The sequence below is a fragment of the Mesorhizobium sp. M0166 genome, assembly GCF_040322255.1.
GTDB lineage: Bacteria > Pseudomonadota > Alphaproteobacteria > Rhizobiales > Rhizobiaceae > Mesorhizobium.
In genome coordinates, this window is sequence record NZ_JAMYTD010000003.1 from 330,182 (window position 1) to 349,321 (window position 19,140).

Genomic DNA, 19,140 nt, shown 5'->3' on the forward strand with positions numbered 1-19,140 from the left:
CCGGCCTTCGCGCCCAATCTTACCGCCCCTGCCCGCCTGATGTCGACACGCTCATGGTCCAGCGGGCGCTGACGCCGGACGCCTGACGCCTATCATCCGCCGAGACGGTTGGTGCGCTTGCTGGCTTCGGCTTTGGCGCGCGCTTCGACCGCCTTTTCGATCTCGCGCTTCAGCTCGTCCTTGATCGCCGCCGTCTCGGCCATCAGCGCCTCGACCTTCATGAAATCGAGCACCCGGTATTTCGACACCGCCGGCCGGATCAGAATATCGGGGCGACTCTGGTTCAGCTTGCTGGCGATGATCGACTGCATCATAAGCTGGGTGGCGCCGAACATCAGGTCGACGGAGGTCGGGAATTTGCGGCCCGCCTCGCTCGGCGCGCCGACCACGTCGACGGCAATGATGATGTCGGCGTCGAGCTCGATCAGGTCGAACGGCACGGGATTGTAGATGCCGCCATCGATCAGCAGCCTGCCGTCGCGCATCACCGGGCGGAACACCGCCGGGATCGCCGCCGAGGCGGCCAGCGCCGAATGCAGCTCGCCTTCGTCGAGCACCGCGAGCTGGTGGCCATAGAAATCGGTTGCCGTCACCTTCAGCGGTATCTTCAATTCGGCGAAGGTCTCGGGAATGGCGTCGGGCAGGAACGCCTTGAGGATGCGCTCGACATTGAACTGGCTGACCCGCAGGCCACCCTGCACCGCCTCGGCAAAAGTGCCGGGCCGCGCCCGCCACATGCGCGTCGCCACTTCGGCGCGGCGGCCGAGGATCGAGCGCGTGTAGTCGTGGATGTCCTTGCCGGTCATGCCCGAGGCCATGCCGGCGCCCATGATGGCGCCGATCGACGAACCCGCGATTGCCGCCGGCCTGATGCCCAGCTCGTCCAGCACCTCGATGACATGGATATGCGCCAGCCCGCGCGCGCCGCCGCCGCCAAAGGCGATGCCGAAGCTAGGGCTCATCCCTTGTTGGCCGCGCCGAGCTTCGGCCCGACCACCATGATGGCCGGCTCGGCGGAGAGCAGCTTTTTCGCGGCTGCCTTGACCTGGTCCAGTGTCACCGCGTTTATCAGCGCGGCGCGGCGCTGCATGTAGTCGATGCCGAGCTTGCCGAGCTGGATCTCGACCAGCGTTGAGGCGATCGCGCCGGAGGAATTCAGATTGTTGATGGCATAGGCGCCGATCATGTATTTCTTGGTCGCCGCCAGCTCGGCTTCGGTCGGCCCCTCCTCGGCCATGCGCTTGACCACGTCGCGCACCACGGCCAGCGTCTCGGCCGCCCTGTCGGCGCGGGTCGAAGTGGTGATGGACAGCGCCTCGGAGTGCTCGTGGTCGACGAGGTCGGAGCTGACGCTATAGGCCAGGCCGCGCTTTTCGCGCACCTCATCGAACAGCCGCGAGGTGAAGGTGCCGCCGCCGAGGATCTCGTTCATCAGCACCGCGGCGAAGAAATCCGGCGCATTCCGCTTCACGCCGGGATAGGCGAGTTGCAGCGAGGCCTGCGGCTGGTCGTAAACGACCTCGAGCTGCTGGCCGAGCTTCAGGTCGATGTCGGGAACGGGCGTCAGCGCCTGCTTTTCCGGCAGGCTGCCGAACACCAGGTCGAGCTTCTGCTTCAGCGTTTCGGCGTCGATGGCGCCAACCACCGCGACATGCAGGCCGTCACGGGCGAAATTCGCCTTGTGGAAGGCGCTGAGATCGGCCGGCGTGATCGTCGCGACGCTTTGCCTGGTGCCCTGGTCGGGCCGCGCGTAGGGATGCCGGCCGTAGATCGCGTCCAGCCATTTGCGTTGGGCGAGCGTATCGGGATCGCGCTCGTTGGCGATGATGCCGGACAGGATCTGCGCGCGGATGCGGTCGATCGGCACCTGGTCGAAGCGCGGCTGGTTCACCGCCACCCGCAGCAGGTCGAACGCGCCGTCGCGCTGCTCGGCCAGCATGCGCATCGAGCCGTAGATGCCGTCGCGCTGCGCATCGAAGCTCATCTCGGCGCCGACATCGTCGAGCTTGATCTGGAAGGCCTCGCTATCGAGGTCGCCGGCACCTTCGTCGAACAGGCCGCTCATCAGATTGGCAAGCCCTTCCTTGCCGGGCGGATCCTGCGTCGCGCCGCCATCGAAGACGAAGCGGATGGCGACGATCGGCACCGAATAATCCTCCACCAGCCAGGCGGTGATGCCCTTGGACGAGGTCACCTCCTGGATGTTCATGGCGGCGCGGGCCGACAGCGCCGGCAGAATGAGGAAGAGAAGGGAGAGGAACAGGGTTGCTAGAAGAGGACCGGTGAGAGCGCGCTTCCCTTCTCCCCTTTTGGGAGAAGGGAAGGAGCCCACGAGGGGAGAAGGCAGAGCGGGACCATGCTGGCTCATCATCACATCAATTCCCAGCCTGGGTTTGCGGCAGAAGATAGCCGGTGGTTGCGTGGTCGAGATTGAGATAGCGGGCAGCGACCGCCTTGACCTGGTCGGCGGTGACCTTGCGGATGCGGTCCGGCCATTGCTGGACGTCCTGGACGTTGCCGCCGGTGGCGAGCGTCGAGCCGTAGATGTTGGCCATGTCCTCCTGCTTGTCGCGGGCAAAGATCATCGAGCGTACGAAACGGTCCTTGGATTTTTCCAGCTCGTCGCTGGTAACGCCGTCTTTCGCGATGCGGGCGATCTCGGCGTCGACCGCGGCTTTGATGTCGGCAAGCTTGGCATCGCCGCGCGGCGCGCCATAGACAGTGAAATTGGTGTCGTCGAGCATGGTGCCCTGGAAGAAGGCGCCGGCCTCGGCGGCGATGCCTTGCCTGACGACAAGCTCCTGGTAGAGCCGGCTGCGGTTGCCGCCGCCGAGGATTTCGGACAGCACGTCGAGCGCTTCGGCTTCGCCGGGCTTTGCCGTGTGATAGGACGGAACCACCCATTGCGTGGTGAAGCTCGGCACGCTGACACGCCCGTCGGTCAGCGTCACCGTGCGCCTGGTGTTCTGCTCCGGCTCGACCGGGCGGATGCGCGGCGGCAGATCCGGGCCGCGCGCGATCTTGCCATAGGTCTTTTCGGCCAGCGCCTTGACCGTTTCCGGCTCGACATCGCCGGTCACCACCAGCACGGCGTTATTGGGTGTATAATATTTGTTGTAGAAAGCCATCGCGTCGATGCGGTTCAGCTTCTCCATCTCCTGCATCCAGCCGATGACCGGAATGCGGTACGGCTGGTTCTGCCACAGCGTGGCGTCGACCTCCTCGTCGAGCACCGCTTGCGGATTGGAATCGATGCGCGAGCGGCGCTCCTCGAGGATGACGTCGCGCTCGGTCTTGATGACGTCGTCGTTGAGGATGAGATTGCGCATGCGATCGGCCTCGAAACCCATCATTTGCTCCAGCGCCTGCGGCACCACCGTCTCATGAAAGGCGGTGTAGTCGTAGGAGGTGAAGGCGTTGTCCGAACCGCCGATGGAAGCGACGGCGCGGTCGAGCTCGCCGGCCGCATGGTTGCTGGTCGCCTTGAACATCAAGTGCTCGAAGAAATGGGCAATGCCGGACTTGCCCGGCGGCTCGTCGGCGCTGCCGATCTTGTACCAGACCATATGGGTGACGATCGGGGCGCGGTGATCGGGGATGACGACGACCTCCATGCCGTTGTCGAGCAGGAAATCGGTGACGACGCCGTCGTCAGGATTGTTATCCGCCAGAGCCGGCGCGGCAATCACCAAGGCCAGCCCCAAGAGCGTTCCGCGCAGCCATTCAGCCTGAAATGTCATAGGTGGCTCCGGTTCGTGGTGGGACGATAGGCGGGGTTGCTGGTCGAGGCAAAGCGAATTGTTCGTCATTTTGAAGGCGCCATCGCGGAAGCCGAACTCAGGCGGCCTCGATGAACCGGATGACCGTCTCGCCATAGTTGCGCTCGTCGACAACCGAAAAGCCCGGCCCTGCCTCGAACGGCGCCGCCGCCGCTTCCTCGATGACGCAGAGCGCGCCGGGGGCGAGCCAGCCGCCTGCCTTGGCGGAGCGCAAGGCTTGTTCGCCAAGGCCCTTGCCATAGGGCGGATCGGCAAAGACCAGGCCGAATGCGGCGATAGTGCCCGCCTCGCCCAAGCCCGTCGCGTCGCGGCGGAATATCTTGGTGCGGCCGGTGAGGCCGAAGGCCTCGACATTGGTGCGGATCAGGCCGCGCCCTTCGGCGGATTCCTCGATGAAGACAGCGTAGGAGGCGCCGCGCGACAGCGCTTCGAGGCCGAGCGCGCCGGTGCCGGCGAACAGGTCGAGCACGCGCGCGCCGTCCAGTTTTTCAGGAAAGCGATGCGCCAGCACGTTGAAGATCGCCTCACGCGTGCGGTCGGTGGTCGGGCGGATGGCAAAAGTGCGGGGCGTCGCCAGCGGACGCCCGCGAAACTCACCGCCGACGATCCGCATTGCTTCCCTTCGGGCCGCCACGCGGCCGGTCGCCACCACTATCCGGGCGCTCGCCACGCGGTTTGCCGAACGGCTTTGCATCGCCGCCTTGCGGTTTGCCGCCGGGCTTGCCGTAAGACGGCTTGAACGATGCCTTGCGCGCCTTGTTTTCTGCCGCCTTGGCGGCGTCTGCCTCTGCCCTGCCCTTGCCGATCGGCCGTGCGCCCGGCGCCATCCAGACATTGGCCTTGCGCTGGCCCGGCGGTTCGATCGGCCGCTGCTCGCGTTCGGATTTTTTCCCACCGAAGCCGCCACGAGGTTTGTCGCCACGGGGTTTGTCCGCGAAGTCGCTGCGTTCAGGTCTGGGGCCACGCTCGCCAAAGCTCTTTTTCGGCCCAAAGCTCCTGTCAGGGCTTGTCGACAGCTTGCCGAGCGCTTCGTCGCGGCTGCCCTCGCGCCGCTTGCGGTTCTTGATCAGGCCGCCCTCGCCGATCGGCCGGCGTTCCCCGTCGCGGGTGAATTTCGGCCGCTCGGGCTCCTCCTCGCGCTCACGCCTGACCGGCTTGTTGGAAAACGGCTTGGCGATATCGGCATCGAAATTGGCGCCGGACTCTTCGACCAGGCGCTCGCCGAGCTGGTCGCGCAGCACGCGGCCCTTGATCTCCAGCACATGCCCCTCCGGCAAATCGTCGAGCTGGAACGGCCCATAGGAAATGCGGATCAGCCGCGTCACGTCGAGACCGAGCGCGCCCAGGATGTTCCTGACCTCGCGGTTCTTGCCCTCGCGCAGGCCGAGTGTCAGCCAGGCGTTTGAGCCCTGCTCGCGGTCGAGCGTCGCTTCGATGGCACCATAAAAGACGCCGTCGACGGCAATGCCTTCGCGCAGCCCCGCGAGTGCGCTTTCCTCGACCTTGCCGTGGACGCGCACGCGGTAGCGTCGCAACCAGCCGGTCGCCGGCAGTTCGAGCACGCGCGACAGGCCGCCATCATTGGTGAGCAGCAGCAGGCCTTCGGTGTTGATGTCGAGCCGGCCGATGGTCATCAGCCGCGGCAGCCCGGGCGGCAGCACGTCGAAGACGGTCTTGCGGCCTTCGGGATCGCGGTTTGTCGTGACCACGCCGGCCGGCTTGTGGAACAGGAACAGCCTGGTGCGCTCGATCGGTGGGATCTCCATGCCGTCGAGATGGATGATGTCGCCGGGCATGACGTTGAAGGCCGGCGAGGACAACATCTTGCCATTGACCTTGACGCGGCCGGCCGCAATCAGTTCCTCGGCGTCGCGGCGCGAGGCCAGGCCGGCACGCGCCAGCCGCTTGGCAATGCGTTCTCCGGCTTCTTCCGTTGCCTCGACGCGACGCGGGCGCGGCTTGAAGCCACCATCCGATGCCGCCTCTGCCCTTTGTGCGCCATGGGGCCGATCGCCGCCAAAATCACGTTTAGGACGATCGCCGAAGTCACGCTTGGGACGGTCGAAGCGCCTCTCGCCGCGCTCGCCTTCGGCAGCTGCTGGCCGGTCGCCGCGCGGTGCGTAAGGCTTGCGTGGACCTTCGCGCTTTTCATAGGGCGTGCCCTCCGGACGCGGCCCTTTGCTGAACGGCCTGTCGCCGCCCTTGAAGTCGCGCTTCGGCCGCTCGCCTTCGGCAGTTGCTGGCCGGTCGCCGCGCGGCGCATAAGGCTTGCGTGGACCCTCGCGCTTTTCATAAGGCTTGCCTTCCGGACGCGGCCCTTTGCTGAACGGCCGGTCGCCACCTTTGAAGTCGCGCTTCGGCCGTTCGCCTTCGGCAGTTGCTGGCCGGTCGCCGCGCGGAGTGTAGGGTTTTTTGGCGCCGAAGGACGGCTTGCCGCCCTTGCCGGGAGCGCTATCGCGACCGCGCGGCCCTGCCGGCTTCGGGCCGGCCTTGCGCGGGAATTTCTTGTTTTTGTCGTCCATGTGGCCTTTGCTCGTTTGCGCGGGTAGTAACAGGATCGCGCTCTAGTGGCGAGGAGATAATCGGAATGGAAACCGCGTGAAGCGGCAGGATTTCATGGCGCTGGCGCTTAAAGAAGCCGAAGCCGCCGCCCAGCGTGGCGAGGTGCCGGTTGGCGCGGTCGTTGTCGGCGGCGATACGGTCGTTGCGAGTGCCGGCAACCGCACGCGCGAGTTTGCCGATCCCACCGCCCATGCCGAGATGCTGGCGATCCGCGAGGCCTGCCGCAAGCTTTCCAGCGAGCGGCTCAGCGGCCACGATCTCTACGTGACGCTGGAGCCGTGTGCCATGTGCGCCGGCGCCATCTCCTTCGCCAGGCTGCGCCGGCTCTATTTCGGCGCTGCCGACGAGAAGGGCGGCGCAGTGGTCAACGGCGTTCGCTTCTTCACGTCACCGACCTGCCACCATGTGCCCGACATCTATCCGGGCATGGCCGAAAACGCTGCAGCAGCGCTGCTGAAAGACTTTTTTCGGGAGCGACGCGGACCCTGATTTCCGGCCGACGATCCAAATCCAAGTCAGCCAATCCAGCCAGCCAAGAACGCCTCTAGCGCCGTCAGCCTACCAGGGCAGCCAGTCGAACATGCCGCCGCTCTTGCTCTTGGCGGCCGCCTCCTTCTTGAGGCGGCGTTCCTTCTTGTACTCGTCCTCGCCGAGGTCGCCCTGCGGCGCGGTGGCGGCAGCAGCGCGGTATTGCACCGGCGGCTCGCTCAGATATCTACGGGTGGTCGGGTCGCCCTGTTTGCCTTCAGCCCGGCGGCGCATGATTTCCGCGGCGCGGCTCTTGTCCGAATCGGCCGGAGTCCAGGCTGGCGGGTGGCTCGAGCCCGACTGCTTCAGCGCGGCCTTGACCGACGCCGGATCCGTCTGCACGTCATCGATGACCTGCGCCTGGTAGGCCGGGTCGTCCTGATGCAAGGTGGCATCGGCGCGCAGGCGGGCACGGCGCTGCTCCGGCGATTCGGGCCATTCGGCACTCGCCGTCTCGATGCTTTCCTGCGGCGGCGGCAAGACTTCCTTCTGCCCCGGCCCCGGCTTCACCAGCGTGGGGCGCGGCTTGTAGTCGATACTATCCTTGCGCTTGGGTGCGAAGGAAAAAGCCCCGGTGAGGTCGCCAGCAAGCTGCGCGCCCGCGGTCTTGTCGGTTCCGTAAGTGGGCGAGCCCATGCAGCCGGACAAAGCGAGGCCCGATACGACAAGCGGCGCCAGCAGCGCAACGCGCGCGTAAGTTCTCTCGGTCATGCCAAAAAGTCCCACTGTAGACAGCCTCTCGATTGCCGCCGGCCAAAGAAAGGTCCGGTCCCCACCGCCCATGCTCTTCCGACGGAATTCCGGCGACAATTTGTCGTCCGGAGTTTCGCGTGTTTACCTCAACCACTCGTTAAGGGCAACGCGCGGGGGCCGATCGGCCGCCCGCCGTGGCATTTGTGCACCGCCTTAAAGGCGGCTCAAAGCCTTCAGCTCATGCAGGACAGCGGCGTCACGGGCCGAAACATCCGGGAATTCCGGATCTGAGCCGACATCGGCGGTGTAGCGCCAGGAGCGCGCGCACTTCACCAGGCCGCGGTCCTCCGCCTTCTCGACGACCACGGCGACGCCCTTGACGTCGTCGAGGGTAAAGCTGCCCGCCGGCGCCTTGCCGTGCACGATAACCAGATCGCTGGTGATCGCCATCTCGGCCATGTCGACATCGGCGATCGCCGCTTCGAGCGCGGCATCGTCGAGGGTGACGACCGGCACCGCTTCCAGCGAAGAACCGATGACCTTCTGCGCGCGGGCAATTTCCAGCGCGCCGGTGACGACACGGCGAACCTGCCGAACCTTGCGCCATTTCTCCGCCAGCGCCTCGTTCCTCCAGTCCGCCGGGATTTCCGGGAACTGGTCGAGATGCAGGGAGACCGCATCCGGATGACGGTCGAGCCAAGCCTCTTCCATGGTGAAGGGCAGCATCGGCGCCAGCCATTTCACCAGGCAGTCGAAGAGATGGCGCACCACCTGGACGGAAGCCTTGCGCTTCACGCTGGAAGGCGCTTCGCAGTAAAGCGCGTCCTTGCGGATGTCGAAATAGAAGGCCGACAGCTCGACCACCATGAAGTCGAGCAGCGCGCGGGTGATGCGCTTGAATTCGAAGGCGTCGTAGCCCGAGCGTACGACTTCATCGAGTTCAGCAAGCCGATGCAGCATCAGCCGCTCCAGCTCCGGCATCTTGTCCAGCGGCACCTCCTCGCCATCGTCATGGGCGAGCGTGCCCAGCATCCAGCGGATGGTGTTGCGCAGCTTGCGGTAGGCGTCGATATTGGTCTGCAGCACGTTCTTGCCGAGGCGCTGGTCTTCCCAATAATCGGTCGTCACCACCCACAGCCGCAAGATGTCGGCGCCGGACTGTTTGATGACGTCCTGCGGCACGACGGTGTTGCCGAGCGACTTCGACATTTTCCGCCCCTCCTCATCCATGGTGAAGCCATGGGTGACGACGGTGTCGTAGGGCGCCCTGCCCCTGGTGCCGCAGCTTTCGAGCAGCGAGGAGTGGAACCAGCCGCGATGCTGGTCGGAGCCTTCAAGATAGACGTCGGCCGGCCATTTCAGGTCGGGCCGGTCCTCAAGCGTGAAGGCATGCGTCGAGCCTGAATCGAACCAGACATCGAGGATGTCCATGACCTGCTGCCATTTCGAGGCATCGTGATTGCCGAGGAACCGCTCCTTGGCGCCGGCGGCGAACCAGGCGTCGGCGCCTTCTTTCTCGAAGGCGTCCATGATGCGCTGGTTGACTGCCTCGTCGCGCAGCACGTTGCCGTCGGCATCGGCAAAGACGGCGATCGGCACGCCCCAGGCGCGCTGGCGCGACAGCACCCAGTCAGGGCGCTCCTCGATCATGGCGCGGATGCGGTTCTGGCCGGCGGCGGGCACGAAGCGGGTATCGTCGATGGCTTTCAGGGCGCGGCTACGCAGCGTCGTGCCGTCGCCAAGCTCCTTGTCCATATAGACGAACCATTGCGGCGTGTTGCGGAAGATGATCGGCTTCTTCGAGCGCCAGGAATGCGGATAAGAGTGCTTCAGCCGGCCCCGCGCGAATAGTGCGTTGCGCTTGATCAGCTCGTCGATGACGGCCTGGTTGGCGTTGCCCTTCTTGCCATTGTCGTCGATGACGCGCGCCGCTCCATCCTCGCGGTCCGGGCCAAAGCCCGGCGCGTCCTTGGTGAACAAGCCGGCATCGTCGACGGTGAAGGGGATCGTGGTGTCGATGCCACGCTGGCGAAGATCAGAGGCGGCATCCATCCAGGCGTCGAAGTCTTCCCGGCCGTGTCCCGGCGCGGTGTGGACGAAACCGGTGCCGGCATCGTCGGTGACGTGATCGCCGGCCAGCATCGGCACGGGAAAATCGTAGCCACCGCCCAGACCTTTGAGGGGATGCGAAAGCGTAAGGTTTTCAATCTCTTCGGCGCCAACGTTGCGAAGCCGATTCAGAGTGACCTTGGCCTTCGCGGCAGCGTCGTCAGCAAGCTTCTCGGCAAAGATCAGCTTTTCGCCGGGCTGAGGACCAAAGGCGTTCTCGGCCGCCGTAACCTCGTAGAGACCATAATTGATGCGCGGCGAGTAATTGACGGCGCGATTGCCGGGGATTGTCCACGGCGTCGTGGTCCAGATGACGACGTTGGCATCAAGCAGATCGAGCGACGTCTGCGTCAGCTTGGGATCCAGGGCTGGCTGCCCCTCTTCGATGTTGATGACCTGGCGAGCGAGGCTGACGACCGGAAACTTCGCCCAGATCGTGTCCGACTCATAGTCCTGGTATTCGACCTCCGCCTCGGCCAGCGCGGTGCGCTCGACGACGCTCCACATCACCGGCTTGGAGCCGCGATAGAGCTGGCCGGACATGGCGAATTTCAGCAGCTCGCCGGCGATGCGCGACTCGGCATGGAAAGCCATTGTCGTATAGGGATGGTCGAAGTCGCCGACGACGCCGAGCCGCTGGAATTCGGAACCCTGCACCTTGATCCAGTGCGCCGCAAACTCGCGGCATTCCTGCCGGAACTCGTTGACCGGCACCTCGTCCTTGTTCTTGCCCTTGGCGCGATACTGCTCTTCGATCTTCCATTCGATCGGCAGGCCGTGGCAATCCCAACCGGGTACATAGTTCGAGTCATAGCCGCGCATCTGGAACGAGCGGGTGATGACGTCCTTGAGTATCTTGTTCAGCGCATGGCCGATATGGATGTTGCCGTTGGCATAGGGCGGGCCGTCGTGCAGCACGTATTGTTCGCGGCCAGCTGCGTCTTCGCGCAGCTTGCGGTAAAGGTCCATATCCTGCCAGCGCTTGACCAGCAGCGGTTCCTTTTCCGGCAAACCGGCGCGCATCGGAAAATCCGTCTGCGGCAGGTAGAGCGTTTTGGAATAGTCGATCGTCTCGGCGGTCTCGGTATCAGTCATTCGTCTGCCATATGCGTTGCCCGGCGGCAAAAGAGCCCGGGCGTTGAACTATCATGATCTGGAAAAAGCGCGAGAGGCCGCGCGCAAGATTCCCGGCGGCTCCGGCGGCGGTCAGGCCGCCCGGAACACCGGGCCTGTAATTCGTATCGCAGTCGCGAGAAGGCGCGAAAAGCTCGTCATGGCTGGGCTTTTAACCGAGACAGGCGATATTGAAAAGCCCGAACTCTGATACTTCCTTGCGCTATGTGCCAATTGCGCATACATTTGTAGGCAAATGGCCTGCAGTGCCAAGGAGACGTTCATGTCGGTCGCAGCAAGGGCAATTGGCGCAACACACGACTTTTCCGTCCCTACGGACAAGATCGATCATCTGCGCAGTCTGGGTTTCAGTAGCGAAGAACTCTATCGTATCGTTGCCCCCCGCCGCACGCTGGCGCGTCGCAAGGAACATGCCGAGCCGCTTTCGCCAGCTGAATCCGACCGCGCCCTGCGCCTAGAACGCATCGCCGAGCAGGCGGATCGGGTATTCGGCAGCCATGAGAAAGCCCAGCGTTGGCTGAGAAGCGAGATCATAGCATTGGATGGTGCAAGGCCGATCGACCTCCTTGAGACAGAGACCGGCGCCCACGTCGTTTCCGAAGAGCTTATCCGTATCGACTTTGGCATGCTTGCCTGACGATGCGCATCTGGCGCATCTCCAATTTCGCGGATCTCTCGGGTCGTGGCGGAACGCTCGTTGATGGAAGATGGAACAGGCGCGGGATGCCCATCGTCTATTGCACCGACCACCCTTCGACAGCACTGCTGGAGATACTGGTGCATGCGACGCGCGAAACCGTTCCGGAAACCTACCAGCTTATCGAAATCGACGTTCCGGACGGAATAGAAATGACCGAACCGGTTTTCCATGACGGCTGGGACAAGGACATGGAATCGACACGGCGACAGGGCACGGAATTTCTCTCGGCCAATCGTTACGCCCTCATGAAAATTCCTTCGATCATAATGCGCAAAGCAAACAACTATCTGCTCAATCCGACCCATGACGACGCGTCACGCATTACGATTGCGGGCCTATACCGTTATCCGTTCGACAGCCGTTTGATCAAATGAGCCGAGGCCTACCCGCTCACATCGAGAAATCGAAGCGATAGGTCGTCGACACGCCGATCATGAATTGATCCCTGGAGCCGCGCTCCTTGACCAGGCTGGAATCGGCGGCCGGGCCCATCAGGCGAGAATATTCGCCGAACAGGCTGGCCGTCATCGGCTCGGTCACCTTCCAGGTCACTGCGCCGCCCAAGCCCGCCGACCTCACCCCGCCGCCGGGATGATATTCGCTGAGCCCCGAGGCCAGGGACTCCTTGGCATCAACGCCATAATAGGCGTCGAAATAGTCCGATGAGGCGAACGAGACGCGCGGCCCGGCCGAAATCCTGACATCGGGCGTCACATCATAAAAGGCGTCGGCGGTGATGTCGGCGACAAAGCCGTTATGGGCGCGAATGCCGTGCCGCAATTCGGCGCGGGCACGCAGCCAATCCAAAGGATAGAATTCGAAGAAGCCGCCGGCCTCGCCGCCCCAGCGCACCGGGTCGAGGCCTTTCAATTCGTCGGCGTCACCACCGTCGCGGGAAAACAGGAACTTGCCCGTCAGGCCGGCGCGGACGCCGCCATCGTCGATCAATGCCAATGAGATATTGTCGTTGCGCGAGGTGAAGCGCGCCGCGGGACCAGCCTTGCCGAGCGAGATAATCGGCGAGGCGCTGAGCAAGTACTTCTTGCCGCCCTCGAAATTCGGGGCAACCATGCCGGTCGCGCCGACCGTCAGGTACCAGTCTCCGGACAGCCAGCCGAAGGTGCCCTCGCCGGCCTTGGCAACGCCGCAGGTGCCGAGCATGAATGCGGCCAAGACCGTCGGGATCGTCGGGACAGACCGCATCGTTACTCCATACGTCGAACGCATTGGGCCGATACAACCAGCCTTGACTGAAGCCATGGCGCCAGTTCGGTAAAATTTGACTTAATATCCGCAACATCGGCGGCGTTGTCCGGCCTGTTCCGCATTGCAGTCGATTGTTTGGCGCACCAAGGCACCAGATTAGGATGTCTGGAATACGCTGGCAGATGCCTCGGCAGGAGTTACAAACATTCGCGGACAAACATGCCTGCGCTCTGAAGAGTGCGGCGACCGGCGCTCAACCCCGCATTCCAAACCGGCCAAGCGTGAATCATATGCGGCCAAATTTCGAGACGTACTTTGATGTCGGCCGCGCCGGCGGCTTCGGCGAGCCGAGTTGCGTCCGACAACAGCGTCTCGGCCGAACCGGCTTGTATCAGCATTGGGGGAAATCCGCTCAGATCGGCGAACAAAGGCGAGATCTGGGGATCGCGCCGACTAACGCCATGAGGAACGTAGGCGGCTGCCAGTTCCTCCAAATACGCCCGGTGGATGATAGGGTCGATCGCGTCCTTCGTTGATAGTGTCGCGCCGGACATCGAAAGGTCCGTCCAGGGCGAAACCAGCCAAAGACATCGCGGCAACGGCTCGCCTGCCGTGCGCAATATACTGACCAGGCACAGAGTGAGGTTGCCGCCCGCACTGTCTCCGCCAATTACGATGCGGTCCGGTGCGATGCCTTGCCGCCTTAGAAAGCGCCATGCCGCGAGTGCGTCTTCATGTTGCGCGGGGAAAGGATGTTCCGGTGCGCGGCGATAGTCGATCGCGAGGGTGCGCATTCCCATTGCCCGACCTGCCTCGGTAACCATTCGACGATGACTTTTAAGAGAGCCGGAGCAGTAGCCACCACCGTGGAAAAACAGCAGAACCTTGTCCCTGTCACTCCCGGGCGCCAGCGACCACTCTCCCGCGAGGCCATCGAAAACCACATCCTCGCATCGGATGTCCTCCGCGACCGGCCAGACCGAACCGACTTCGTCGAGCCGCGCCCGGCGTTCGTCCCAGCGGACCGTTCGTGGTTTTGACGTCAACAGCCTGCGGACGGCGTTGATCTCCGTCAGATCGAGGTGTTCGTCCACATCGCTCATTTTGCTTCCCCAGTCTTGCCAAGCGCCGAGAAAGGCGAACAGCCAAATGTCATCGACAAGATACCGATTGCCTGCTTGCAAATATAGCGACGAAGCAGCGCCACGATCATCTTGCGATCAGCCAGATCAACGTCAGGGAGAAATCGCCCGACGAGGGCGGCGATTACTAAGACCTTGACGCAAGGTTGTGACATACGGATGCGGATGCGACCGGCGTTGCGTGGCGTGGAGGTCTGGCTCAGTATCAAAGCTCGACGTTGCGGCCGCTTTTTACGGACAGGAGCTATTCTCCAACTAAACCTCGGCGTGACCACCGGTTTGGCCCGAGGGCGCAAGCCCACGTTTTACGGAAATGAACTCGCAAGCGGCTGCTCTTGCCAAAAGCAGACGTCTCGCAGGCGTACGGCCCCAGCATGGGTGTGGCCCTCACACCCTGCTCGCTTTACGAGAAGCCCTATCGGCGTTACCTTCAAAGCCGGCAAAAAAGGCCAAGTAGTCTTGAGGGAGAGGGCGATGACACTGCACGGCGATGCCTTGAAAGATGCGATCAGCCAGACGCGGGCGAAATGGGGATGGTTCGTCGCGCTCGGGGTGCTGCTGCTTGTCTTCGGCGGCATTGCCTTCGGCAATCTATTCATCGCAACCGTCGCCTCGGTCTTTGTCGTAGGCTGGCTGATGCTGATGGCCGGCATTGTCGAGATCATCCATGCCTTCGGCGTGAAGACATGGGGCCGCTTCTTCTATTGGCTGCTCAGCGGCCTCCTCTACGCCGTCGCCGGCTTCTTCGCCTTCGACAATCCGGTCCTCGCCTCGACGGTGCTGACCTTCCTCCTGGCGGTCGCGCTGCTTGCCTCAGGCGTGCTCAGGGCCTGGGTCGGCTACAGCCACCGGCCGCAGCCGGGCTGGGGTTGGGTGGTCGCGGCCGGCATCATCAGCGCGCTGGCGGGACTGGTCATCGCCATGGGCTGGCCGGTCAACAGCGTGTGGGTGCTGGGGCTGTTCCTGGCCGTCGACCTGATCTTCCAGGGCTGGACCTTCATCGCCCTTGGCCTGGCGCTGAAGAGATAAATTCTGGTTTGAGCTTAATCGGAAAACCGGTTCCCACTTTTTGCTTCGCTGACCTTCAGTTCCGGACCATGCTCTAAAAAGCTATGGCCGCGTCCAGCCCGGAAAGCGGCCTGACGCCGGCGAGCAGTGCCTTCGCCTCGGCCTCGTCGCGCTTCATCTGAGCGACCAGCGCGTCAAGCCCATCGAACTTCACCTCCGAGCGCAGGTAGCCGAAGAAGGACACGGCACAAATCTCGCCATAAAGGTCGCCGGAAAAGTCGAAGACGAAGGTCTCCAGCAGCGGCGCGCCACTGTCGTCGACCGTCGGCCGGCGGCCGAAGCTGGCGACGCCATCATGAATCGAACCGTCGGCACGGCGGAAGCGGACGGCATAAATCCCTTCCTTAAGGGTGGCTTCCGGCGAAAGCCTCATGTTTGCGGTCGGAAAGCCGAGCGTCCGGCCGAGCTGCTGGCCGCCGATCACCTCCGCCTCGACGGTGAAACGATAGCCGAGCAAGCCGGCGGCCTCGGCCACATTGCCCTCGCACAGCAGCGTGCGAATGCGGCTCGACGACACCACCTCGGCGCTTTCGTCGCGAAACGCATCGACCAGCGTGACGCCGAAGCCGTGGCGCTCGCCGGCAGCCATCAGATAGGCCGGGCCGCCCTGGCGGTCCTTGCCGAAATGGAAATCGAAGCCGGTGACGGCGTGGCTTATGCCGAGGTTGCGCTCGAGCACGCCGGTGACGAACGCCTCCGCCGACAAGGAGGCGAACTCGCGTGTGAACGGCTGCTCGACCAGCGCCGCAAAGCCCAGATGCGACAACAGCCGCGCCTTCATCGGCGGCGGCGTCAGCACGAACAGCGGCATGTCCGGCCTGAACACTTTTCGCGGATGCGGCACGAAGGTCAGCACCAGGGCGGGTACGCCGCGACGCTCCGCTTCGGCGCGCGCGCGTTCGAGCACGGCCTGGTGGCCGCGGTGGACGCCGTCGAAATTGCCGATAGCCACCACGCCGCCGCGCAGATGGGCGGGCAGCGGCGCGGTTGCGGAAATGCGTTCGAACATTGCCGTCATGGCTTGAACCTATTGCAGTCTGGGAATCACCGCGACCGGCCTGTAGCCGTATTTTTCCAGAAAGGCCGCGAGCCTTGCCGGATCCGGCTGCAGCGCTTCACCGTAATCGCGGGCATGGATGCCGCCCGATACGTAGAGCACGTCGAAGCCATTGTCGGCCGCGCCCTTGATGTCGGTCATCATACCGTCGCCGATGGCCAGAACTTGCGAACGCTCGACCGGGCGGCCGAGAATGACGGCGATCTCCTTCATGGCGACGTCATAGACCGGCGCGTAGGGTTTGCCGGCGATCAGCGTGCGTCCGCCAAGCTGTGCGTATTCGCGGGCCAAAGCGCCTGCGCACCAGATCATGCGTTCGCCGCGCTCGACGACGATGTCGGGATTGGCGCAAATGAAGGGCAGGTTCCTAGCACGCAGCCTCTGCAGAAGATCGGCATAATCTTCCGGCTTCTCCACCTCGTCATCGAACAGGCCGGTGCAGACCACGCCGGATGCTTCGAACTCCTCGACGAGTTCGACGTCGAGGCCCTCATAGAGCGTGAAATCCCGATCGGCGCCTATATGGAAGATCTTTCGCGGCCCTTCGGCAATGAGGTCGCGGGTAACGTCGCCGGACGTCACGACACGGTCATAGGCAGCGGGAGGAACGCCTATAGCGTTCATCTGCGCCACGACGTCGGCGCTGCGGCGCGGCGAATTGGTGATCAGCACGACAGGTATTTTCGCCGCGCGAGCAGCGATCAGCGCGGCAGCCGCCGCCGGGAAATGCCATTCGCCATTGTGCACCACGCCCCAGACGTCGCACAGGATGGCTGAATAGGCTCCCGACAAGTCTGCGAGCGAACCGATGATGTCGGGCGAATCCGCCATGCCGTTGTCCCTGTACCATGATGCTTGCAAGCGCCGCGACCGACGGTCCGTAGCGGCCGGCCCGGATTAACCGAAGCGCTTCGCCATGTCACCAGCTTTCGTTGTGTCCGCAAGATTGTCGTCCGGCGACGCCGGCGTGGAAGTGATGGTGAAAGCTTTTCTTTTCCAGCGCCTTATCCCGTTTTTTAGAGGCTTTGCTGCTGGAAGCCCGGAGCAGCATTGCCGATTGCGGACGCGTGGTTAACGGGGATTGAAAAACCGTACCGGCCTTGAACGCATTTCAGCAATCGGAAATTTAAACATGCATGGCACCGTCCGGGAAAAATGGGGCGGGCGGGAATGCTGAAGGCAATAATCGGAAAATTCCGATACGACAGACGTGGCAACTACTCCTTAATGACTGCAATCACCATTGTGCCGCTGATGGCCGGTCTGGCGCTCAGTGTCGATTACGGGGAGTTGCTGCGCCAAAAGCACGAAACGCTGAACGCACTTGATGCGGCCGGCCTAGCCGCCGCCCAGCAGATCGTTGCCGGCGCCAGCGACGATGACATCAAGGCCTACGCCAAGACATTTTTCGAAACCAATCTCGCACGTATCGACCCGGCGAACACAGCGCTGACCGTCACGCTGCCCAACAACAATGCCGGCGGCGGCACCTTGAAGCTCTGCGCCGGTCTCACCTTCCACCCCTATTTTCTACCGGCCGCCAGCCTGCTGATCGGCGGCACGGCAAGCGACACGACCTTCACCGAATGTTCGGAACTCCGTCTCAAGAACACCCTCGAAGTCGCGCTTGTGCTGGATAATTCAGGCTCGATGAGCGATCTCGGCTCCGGCACCGGCGAGAAGCGAATAGACTTGCTGAAGTTGGCCGCAAAGCAGCTTGTCGATACGCTGGCGCTTCAAGCGCAGCAGATGAAGCAGATCACCAAACCGGTGCAGTTTTCTCTCGTGCCGTTTGCGGCCTCGGTCAATGTCAGCCCTACCCACGACCAGGACGGCTGGATGGATCAGGACGGCATCTCCCCGATCCAGCACGAGGATTTCGACTGGACGACGATGAGTGCCGCCAACAATCCGGACAAATACGCCGAGAAGCTCAATGGCATCTGGTACAAGCGCGGCGCCGGCTGGGGCGAGACCAAGGACCAGCCGCTGACCCGTTTCAGCCTCTACGCCGACATGACGGTCGAATCGGGCCGCGAAGAGGTACCCAATTCGAAGCAATATGTCTGCGACACATACAAGAAGAACGGCACCTGCCAGTACGGCCATTGGAGCGCACCGGAATATATCTATACCACAAGCCGCTATGCGAGCTGGCAAGGTTGCGTCGAGGCACGGCCATATCCCTACAATGTCGACGACACCACGCCCGACACAGCCGCGCCGGCCACGCTTTTCGTGCCGATGTTCGCCCCGGACGAGGCTGGCACTCTGTGGCTCGATTTCAACCGTGACGGCATCAACGACGTCATCAGCACGTCCTACAATTACGGCAACAACTGGTGGGCCGATTGGCCCTATGTCGCCGGTCCTACCGCTTCCCAGCGCCAGTCTGACATGCGCAAATATTTCCTGGTAAAACCATACGGTTCGCAATCCGCAGCCGCCGGCGATGGCCCGAACTCCTCCTGCACCACAAACCCGATCACGCCGTTGAAGGACGTCAGCCAGGACGTCGAGAAGCAGGAGATCAAGGACGCCATCGACGCCATGGCGCCGAACGGCAACACCAACGTACCGGAGGGACTTGCCTGGGGCTGGCGAACGGTATCGAGCAACCCACCGTTCACCGATGGCCGGCCGAACAGCGAGAGGGGCAACGACAAGGTGGTCGTGGTGCTGACCGACGGAGCTAATACCTATAGCGCCATCAGCGATGGCAGCTACGCCAACAACAGGTCGACCTACGCCGCCTACGGCTACACTGGCCTGACCTATCCGGGATCTGGAAGCGTGACCCGCCTGTTCATGAATACCAGCACCGATATCGGCAAGACCACCTTTACCGGTGCCAACTACACGGCAGCACTCGACGAGCAGCTGAAAACGCTCTGCGCAAATGCAAAGAATTCGAACATTCTGGTGATGACGGTGGCGCTCGACCTGTCGCCCACAGATGCCAGCGACAAGAAGGCAATCGATGCGCTGAAGGCATGTTCATCGGATTCGCGCTTCCGCAAGGATTCGACCGACCCGAGCAAGCCTGCCAAGCTGTTCTGGAATGCAACCGGCGCGACGCTGTCCGACAATTTCAAGGAAATCGCCAACGAATTGTCGAACCTGCGCATCGTCGGCTGAAGGCGATGGGATTGGCGACTAAGG

The 19,140-nt window shown here is 63.2% G+C and carries 17 protein-coding genes; 6 read left to right on the plus strand and 11 right to left on the minus strand.

The window, feature by feature from the left end; all coding sequences use genetic code 11:
* Positions 1-92: 92 nt before the first annotated feature.
* The 5 genes from NKJ46_RS06185 to NKJ46_RS06205 form a co-directional block, all read right to left on the minus strand.
* Complete coding sequence (locus NKJ46_RS06185) at positions 93-962, minus strand: patatin-like phospholipase family protein (protein ID WP_352663174.1); 870 nt, start codon at positions 960-962, stop codon at positions 93-95.
* Positions 959-2,209, minus strand: a complete 1,251-nt coding sequence (locus NKJ46_RS06190) for a M16 family metallopeptidase (protein WP_502903362.1) — start codon at positions 2,207-2,209, stop codon at positions 959-961. The genes NKJ46_RS06185 and NKJ46_RS06190 overlap by 4 nt, the downstream gene beginning before the upstream one ends.
* A 166-nt stretch (positions 2,210-2,375) precedes the next feature.
* Positions 2,376-3,740: a M16 family metallopeptidase gene (locus tag NKJ46_RS06195; protein ID WP_352663180.1), complete on the minus strand. Its 1,365-nt coding sequence runs from the start codon at positions 3,738-3,740 to the stop codon at positions 2,376-2,378.
* 97 nt (positions 3,741-3,837) lie between these two features.
* Entirely contained in the window at positions 3,838-4,392 is a 555-nt protein-coding gene (gene rsmD / locus NKJ46_RS06200) for a 16S rRNA (guanine(966)-N(2))-methyltransferase RsmD (protein WP_352663183.1), read from the minus strand.
* A complete protein-coding gene (locus tag NKJ46_RS06205) occupies positions 4,373-6,301 on the minus strand; it encodes a pseudouridine synthase (protein WP_352663185.1) in 1,929 nt (642 codons plus the stop codon). Before NKJ46_RS06205 ends, rsmD begins: the two co-directional genes overlap by 20 nt.
* A gap of 76 nt (positions 6,302-6,377) precedes the next feature.
* Here NKJ46_RS06205 and NKJ46_RS06210 point away from each other — a divergent pair, with 76 nt between their 5' ends.
* The gene (locus NKJ46_RS06210; protein WP_352479909.1) at positions 6,378-6,830 is read left to right on the plus strand and encodes a nucleoside deaminase; all 453 of its coding nucleotides are present in this window, start codon (positions 6,378-6,380) and stop codon (positions 6,828-6,830) included.
* A 69-nt stretch (positions 6,831-6,899) separates the two neighbouring features.
* Here NKJ46_RS06210 and NKJ46_RS06215 read toward each other — a convergent pair whose 3' ends face one another.
* Together NKJ46_RS06215 and ileS are read right to left on the minus strand one after the other, a co-directional pair.
* Positions 6,900-7,580, minus strand: coding sequence for a hypothetical protein (locus NKJ46_RS06215; protein ID WP_352663187.1), 681 nt, complete (start codon positions 7,578-7,580; stop codon positions 6,900-6,902).
* A 195-nt stretch (positions 7,581-7,775) separates the two neighbouring features.
* A complete protein-coding gene (gene ileS / locus NKJ46_RS06220; protein WP_352663190.1) occupies positions 7,776-10,766 on the minus strand; it encodes an isoleucine--tRNA ligase in 2,991 nt (996 codons plus the stop codon).
* A 43-nt stretch (positions 10,767-10,809) separates the two neighbouring features.
* Here ileS and NKJ46_RS06225 point away from each other — a divergent pair, with 43 nt between their 5' ends.
* The 3 genes from NKJ46_RS06225 to NKJ46_RS06235 all read left to right on the plus strand — a co-directional run bounded on the left by NKJ46_RS06225 (position 10,810) and on the right by NKJ46_RS06235 (position 11,879).
* On the plus strand, positions 10,810-10,995 hold the full coding sequence (locus NKJ46_RS06225; protein ID WP_352649682.1) for a hypothetical protein: 186 nt from the start codon (positions 10,810-10,812) through the stop codon (positions 10,993-10,995).
* 72 nt (positions 10,996-11,067) lie between these two features.
* Positions 11,068-11,442: an Xre family toxin-antitoxin system antitoxin gene (locus NKJ46_RS06230; protein ID WP_352663193.1), complete on the plus strand. Its 375-nt coding sequence runs from the start codon at positions 11,068-11,070 to the stop codon at positions 11,440-11,442.
* Between the two features lie 2 nt (positions 11,443-11,444).
* The gene (locus NKJ46_RS06235; protein ID WP_352663195.1) at positions 11,445-11,879 is read left to right on the plus strand and encodes an RES family NAD+ phosphorylase; all 435 of its coding nucleotides are present in this window, start codon (positions 11,445-11,447) and stop codon (positions 11,877-11,879) included.
* A 16-nt stretch (positions 11,880-11,895) separates the two neighbouring features.
* Here NKJ46_RS06235 and NKJ46_RS06240 read toward each other — a convergent pair whose 3' ends face one another.
* Complete coding sequence (locus NKJ46_RS06240; protein ID WP_352663198.1) at positions 11,896-12,708, minus strand: MipA/OmpV family protein; 813 nt, start codon at positions 12,706-12,708, stop codon at positions 11,896-11,898.
* A gap of 200 nt (positions 12,709-12,908) precedes the next feature.
* Positions 12,909-13,814, minus strand: a complete 906-nt coding sequence (locus NKJ46_RS06245) for an alpha/beta hydrolase (protein WP_352663201.1) — start codon at positions 13,812-13,814, stop codon at positions 12,909-12,911.
* 513 nt (positions 13,815-14,327) lie between these two features.
* Between NKJ46_RS06245 and NKJ46_RS06250 the strand changes: the two genes are divergently transcribed.
* Entirely contained in the window at positions 14,328-14,882 is a 555-nt protein-coding gene (locus tag NKJ46_RS06250) for an HdeD family acid-resistance protein (protein ID WP_352663204.1), read from the plus strand.
* A 73-nt stretch (positions 14,883-14,955) separates the two neighbouring features.
* Here the strand turns inward: NKJ46_RS06250 and NKJ46_RS06255 are convergent, their stop codons facing one another.
* On the minus strand, positions 14,956-15,939 hold the full coding sequence (locus NKJ46_RS06255) for a bifunctional riboflavin kinase/FAD synthetase (RefSeq protein WP_352663206.1): 984 nt from the start codon (positions 15,937-15,939) through the stop codon (positions 14,956-14,958).
* A gap of 9 nt (positions 15,940-15,948) precedes the next feature.
* Positions 15,949-16,809 (minus strand): TIGR01459 family HAD-type hydrolase, encoded by an 861-nt coding sequence (locus NKJ46_RS06260; RefSeq protein ID WP_352663209.1) that lies wholly within the window; start codon positions 16,807-16,809, stop codon positions 15,949-15,951.
* Positions 16,810-17,148: 339 nt separating this feature from the next.
* Between NKJ46_RS06260 and NKJ46_RS06265 the strand changes: the two genes are divergently transcribed.
* A complete protein-coding gene (locus NKJ46_RS06265; RefSeq protein WP_502903363.1) occupies positions 17,149-19,116 on the plus strand; it encodes a pilus assembly protein TadG-related protein in 1,968 nt (655 codons plus the stop codon).
* Positions 19,117-19,140: the final 24 nt, after the last annotated feature.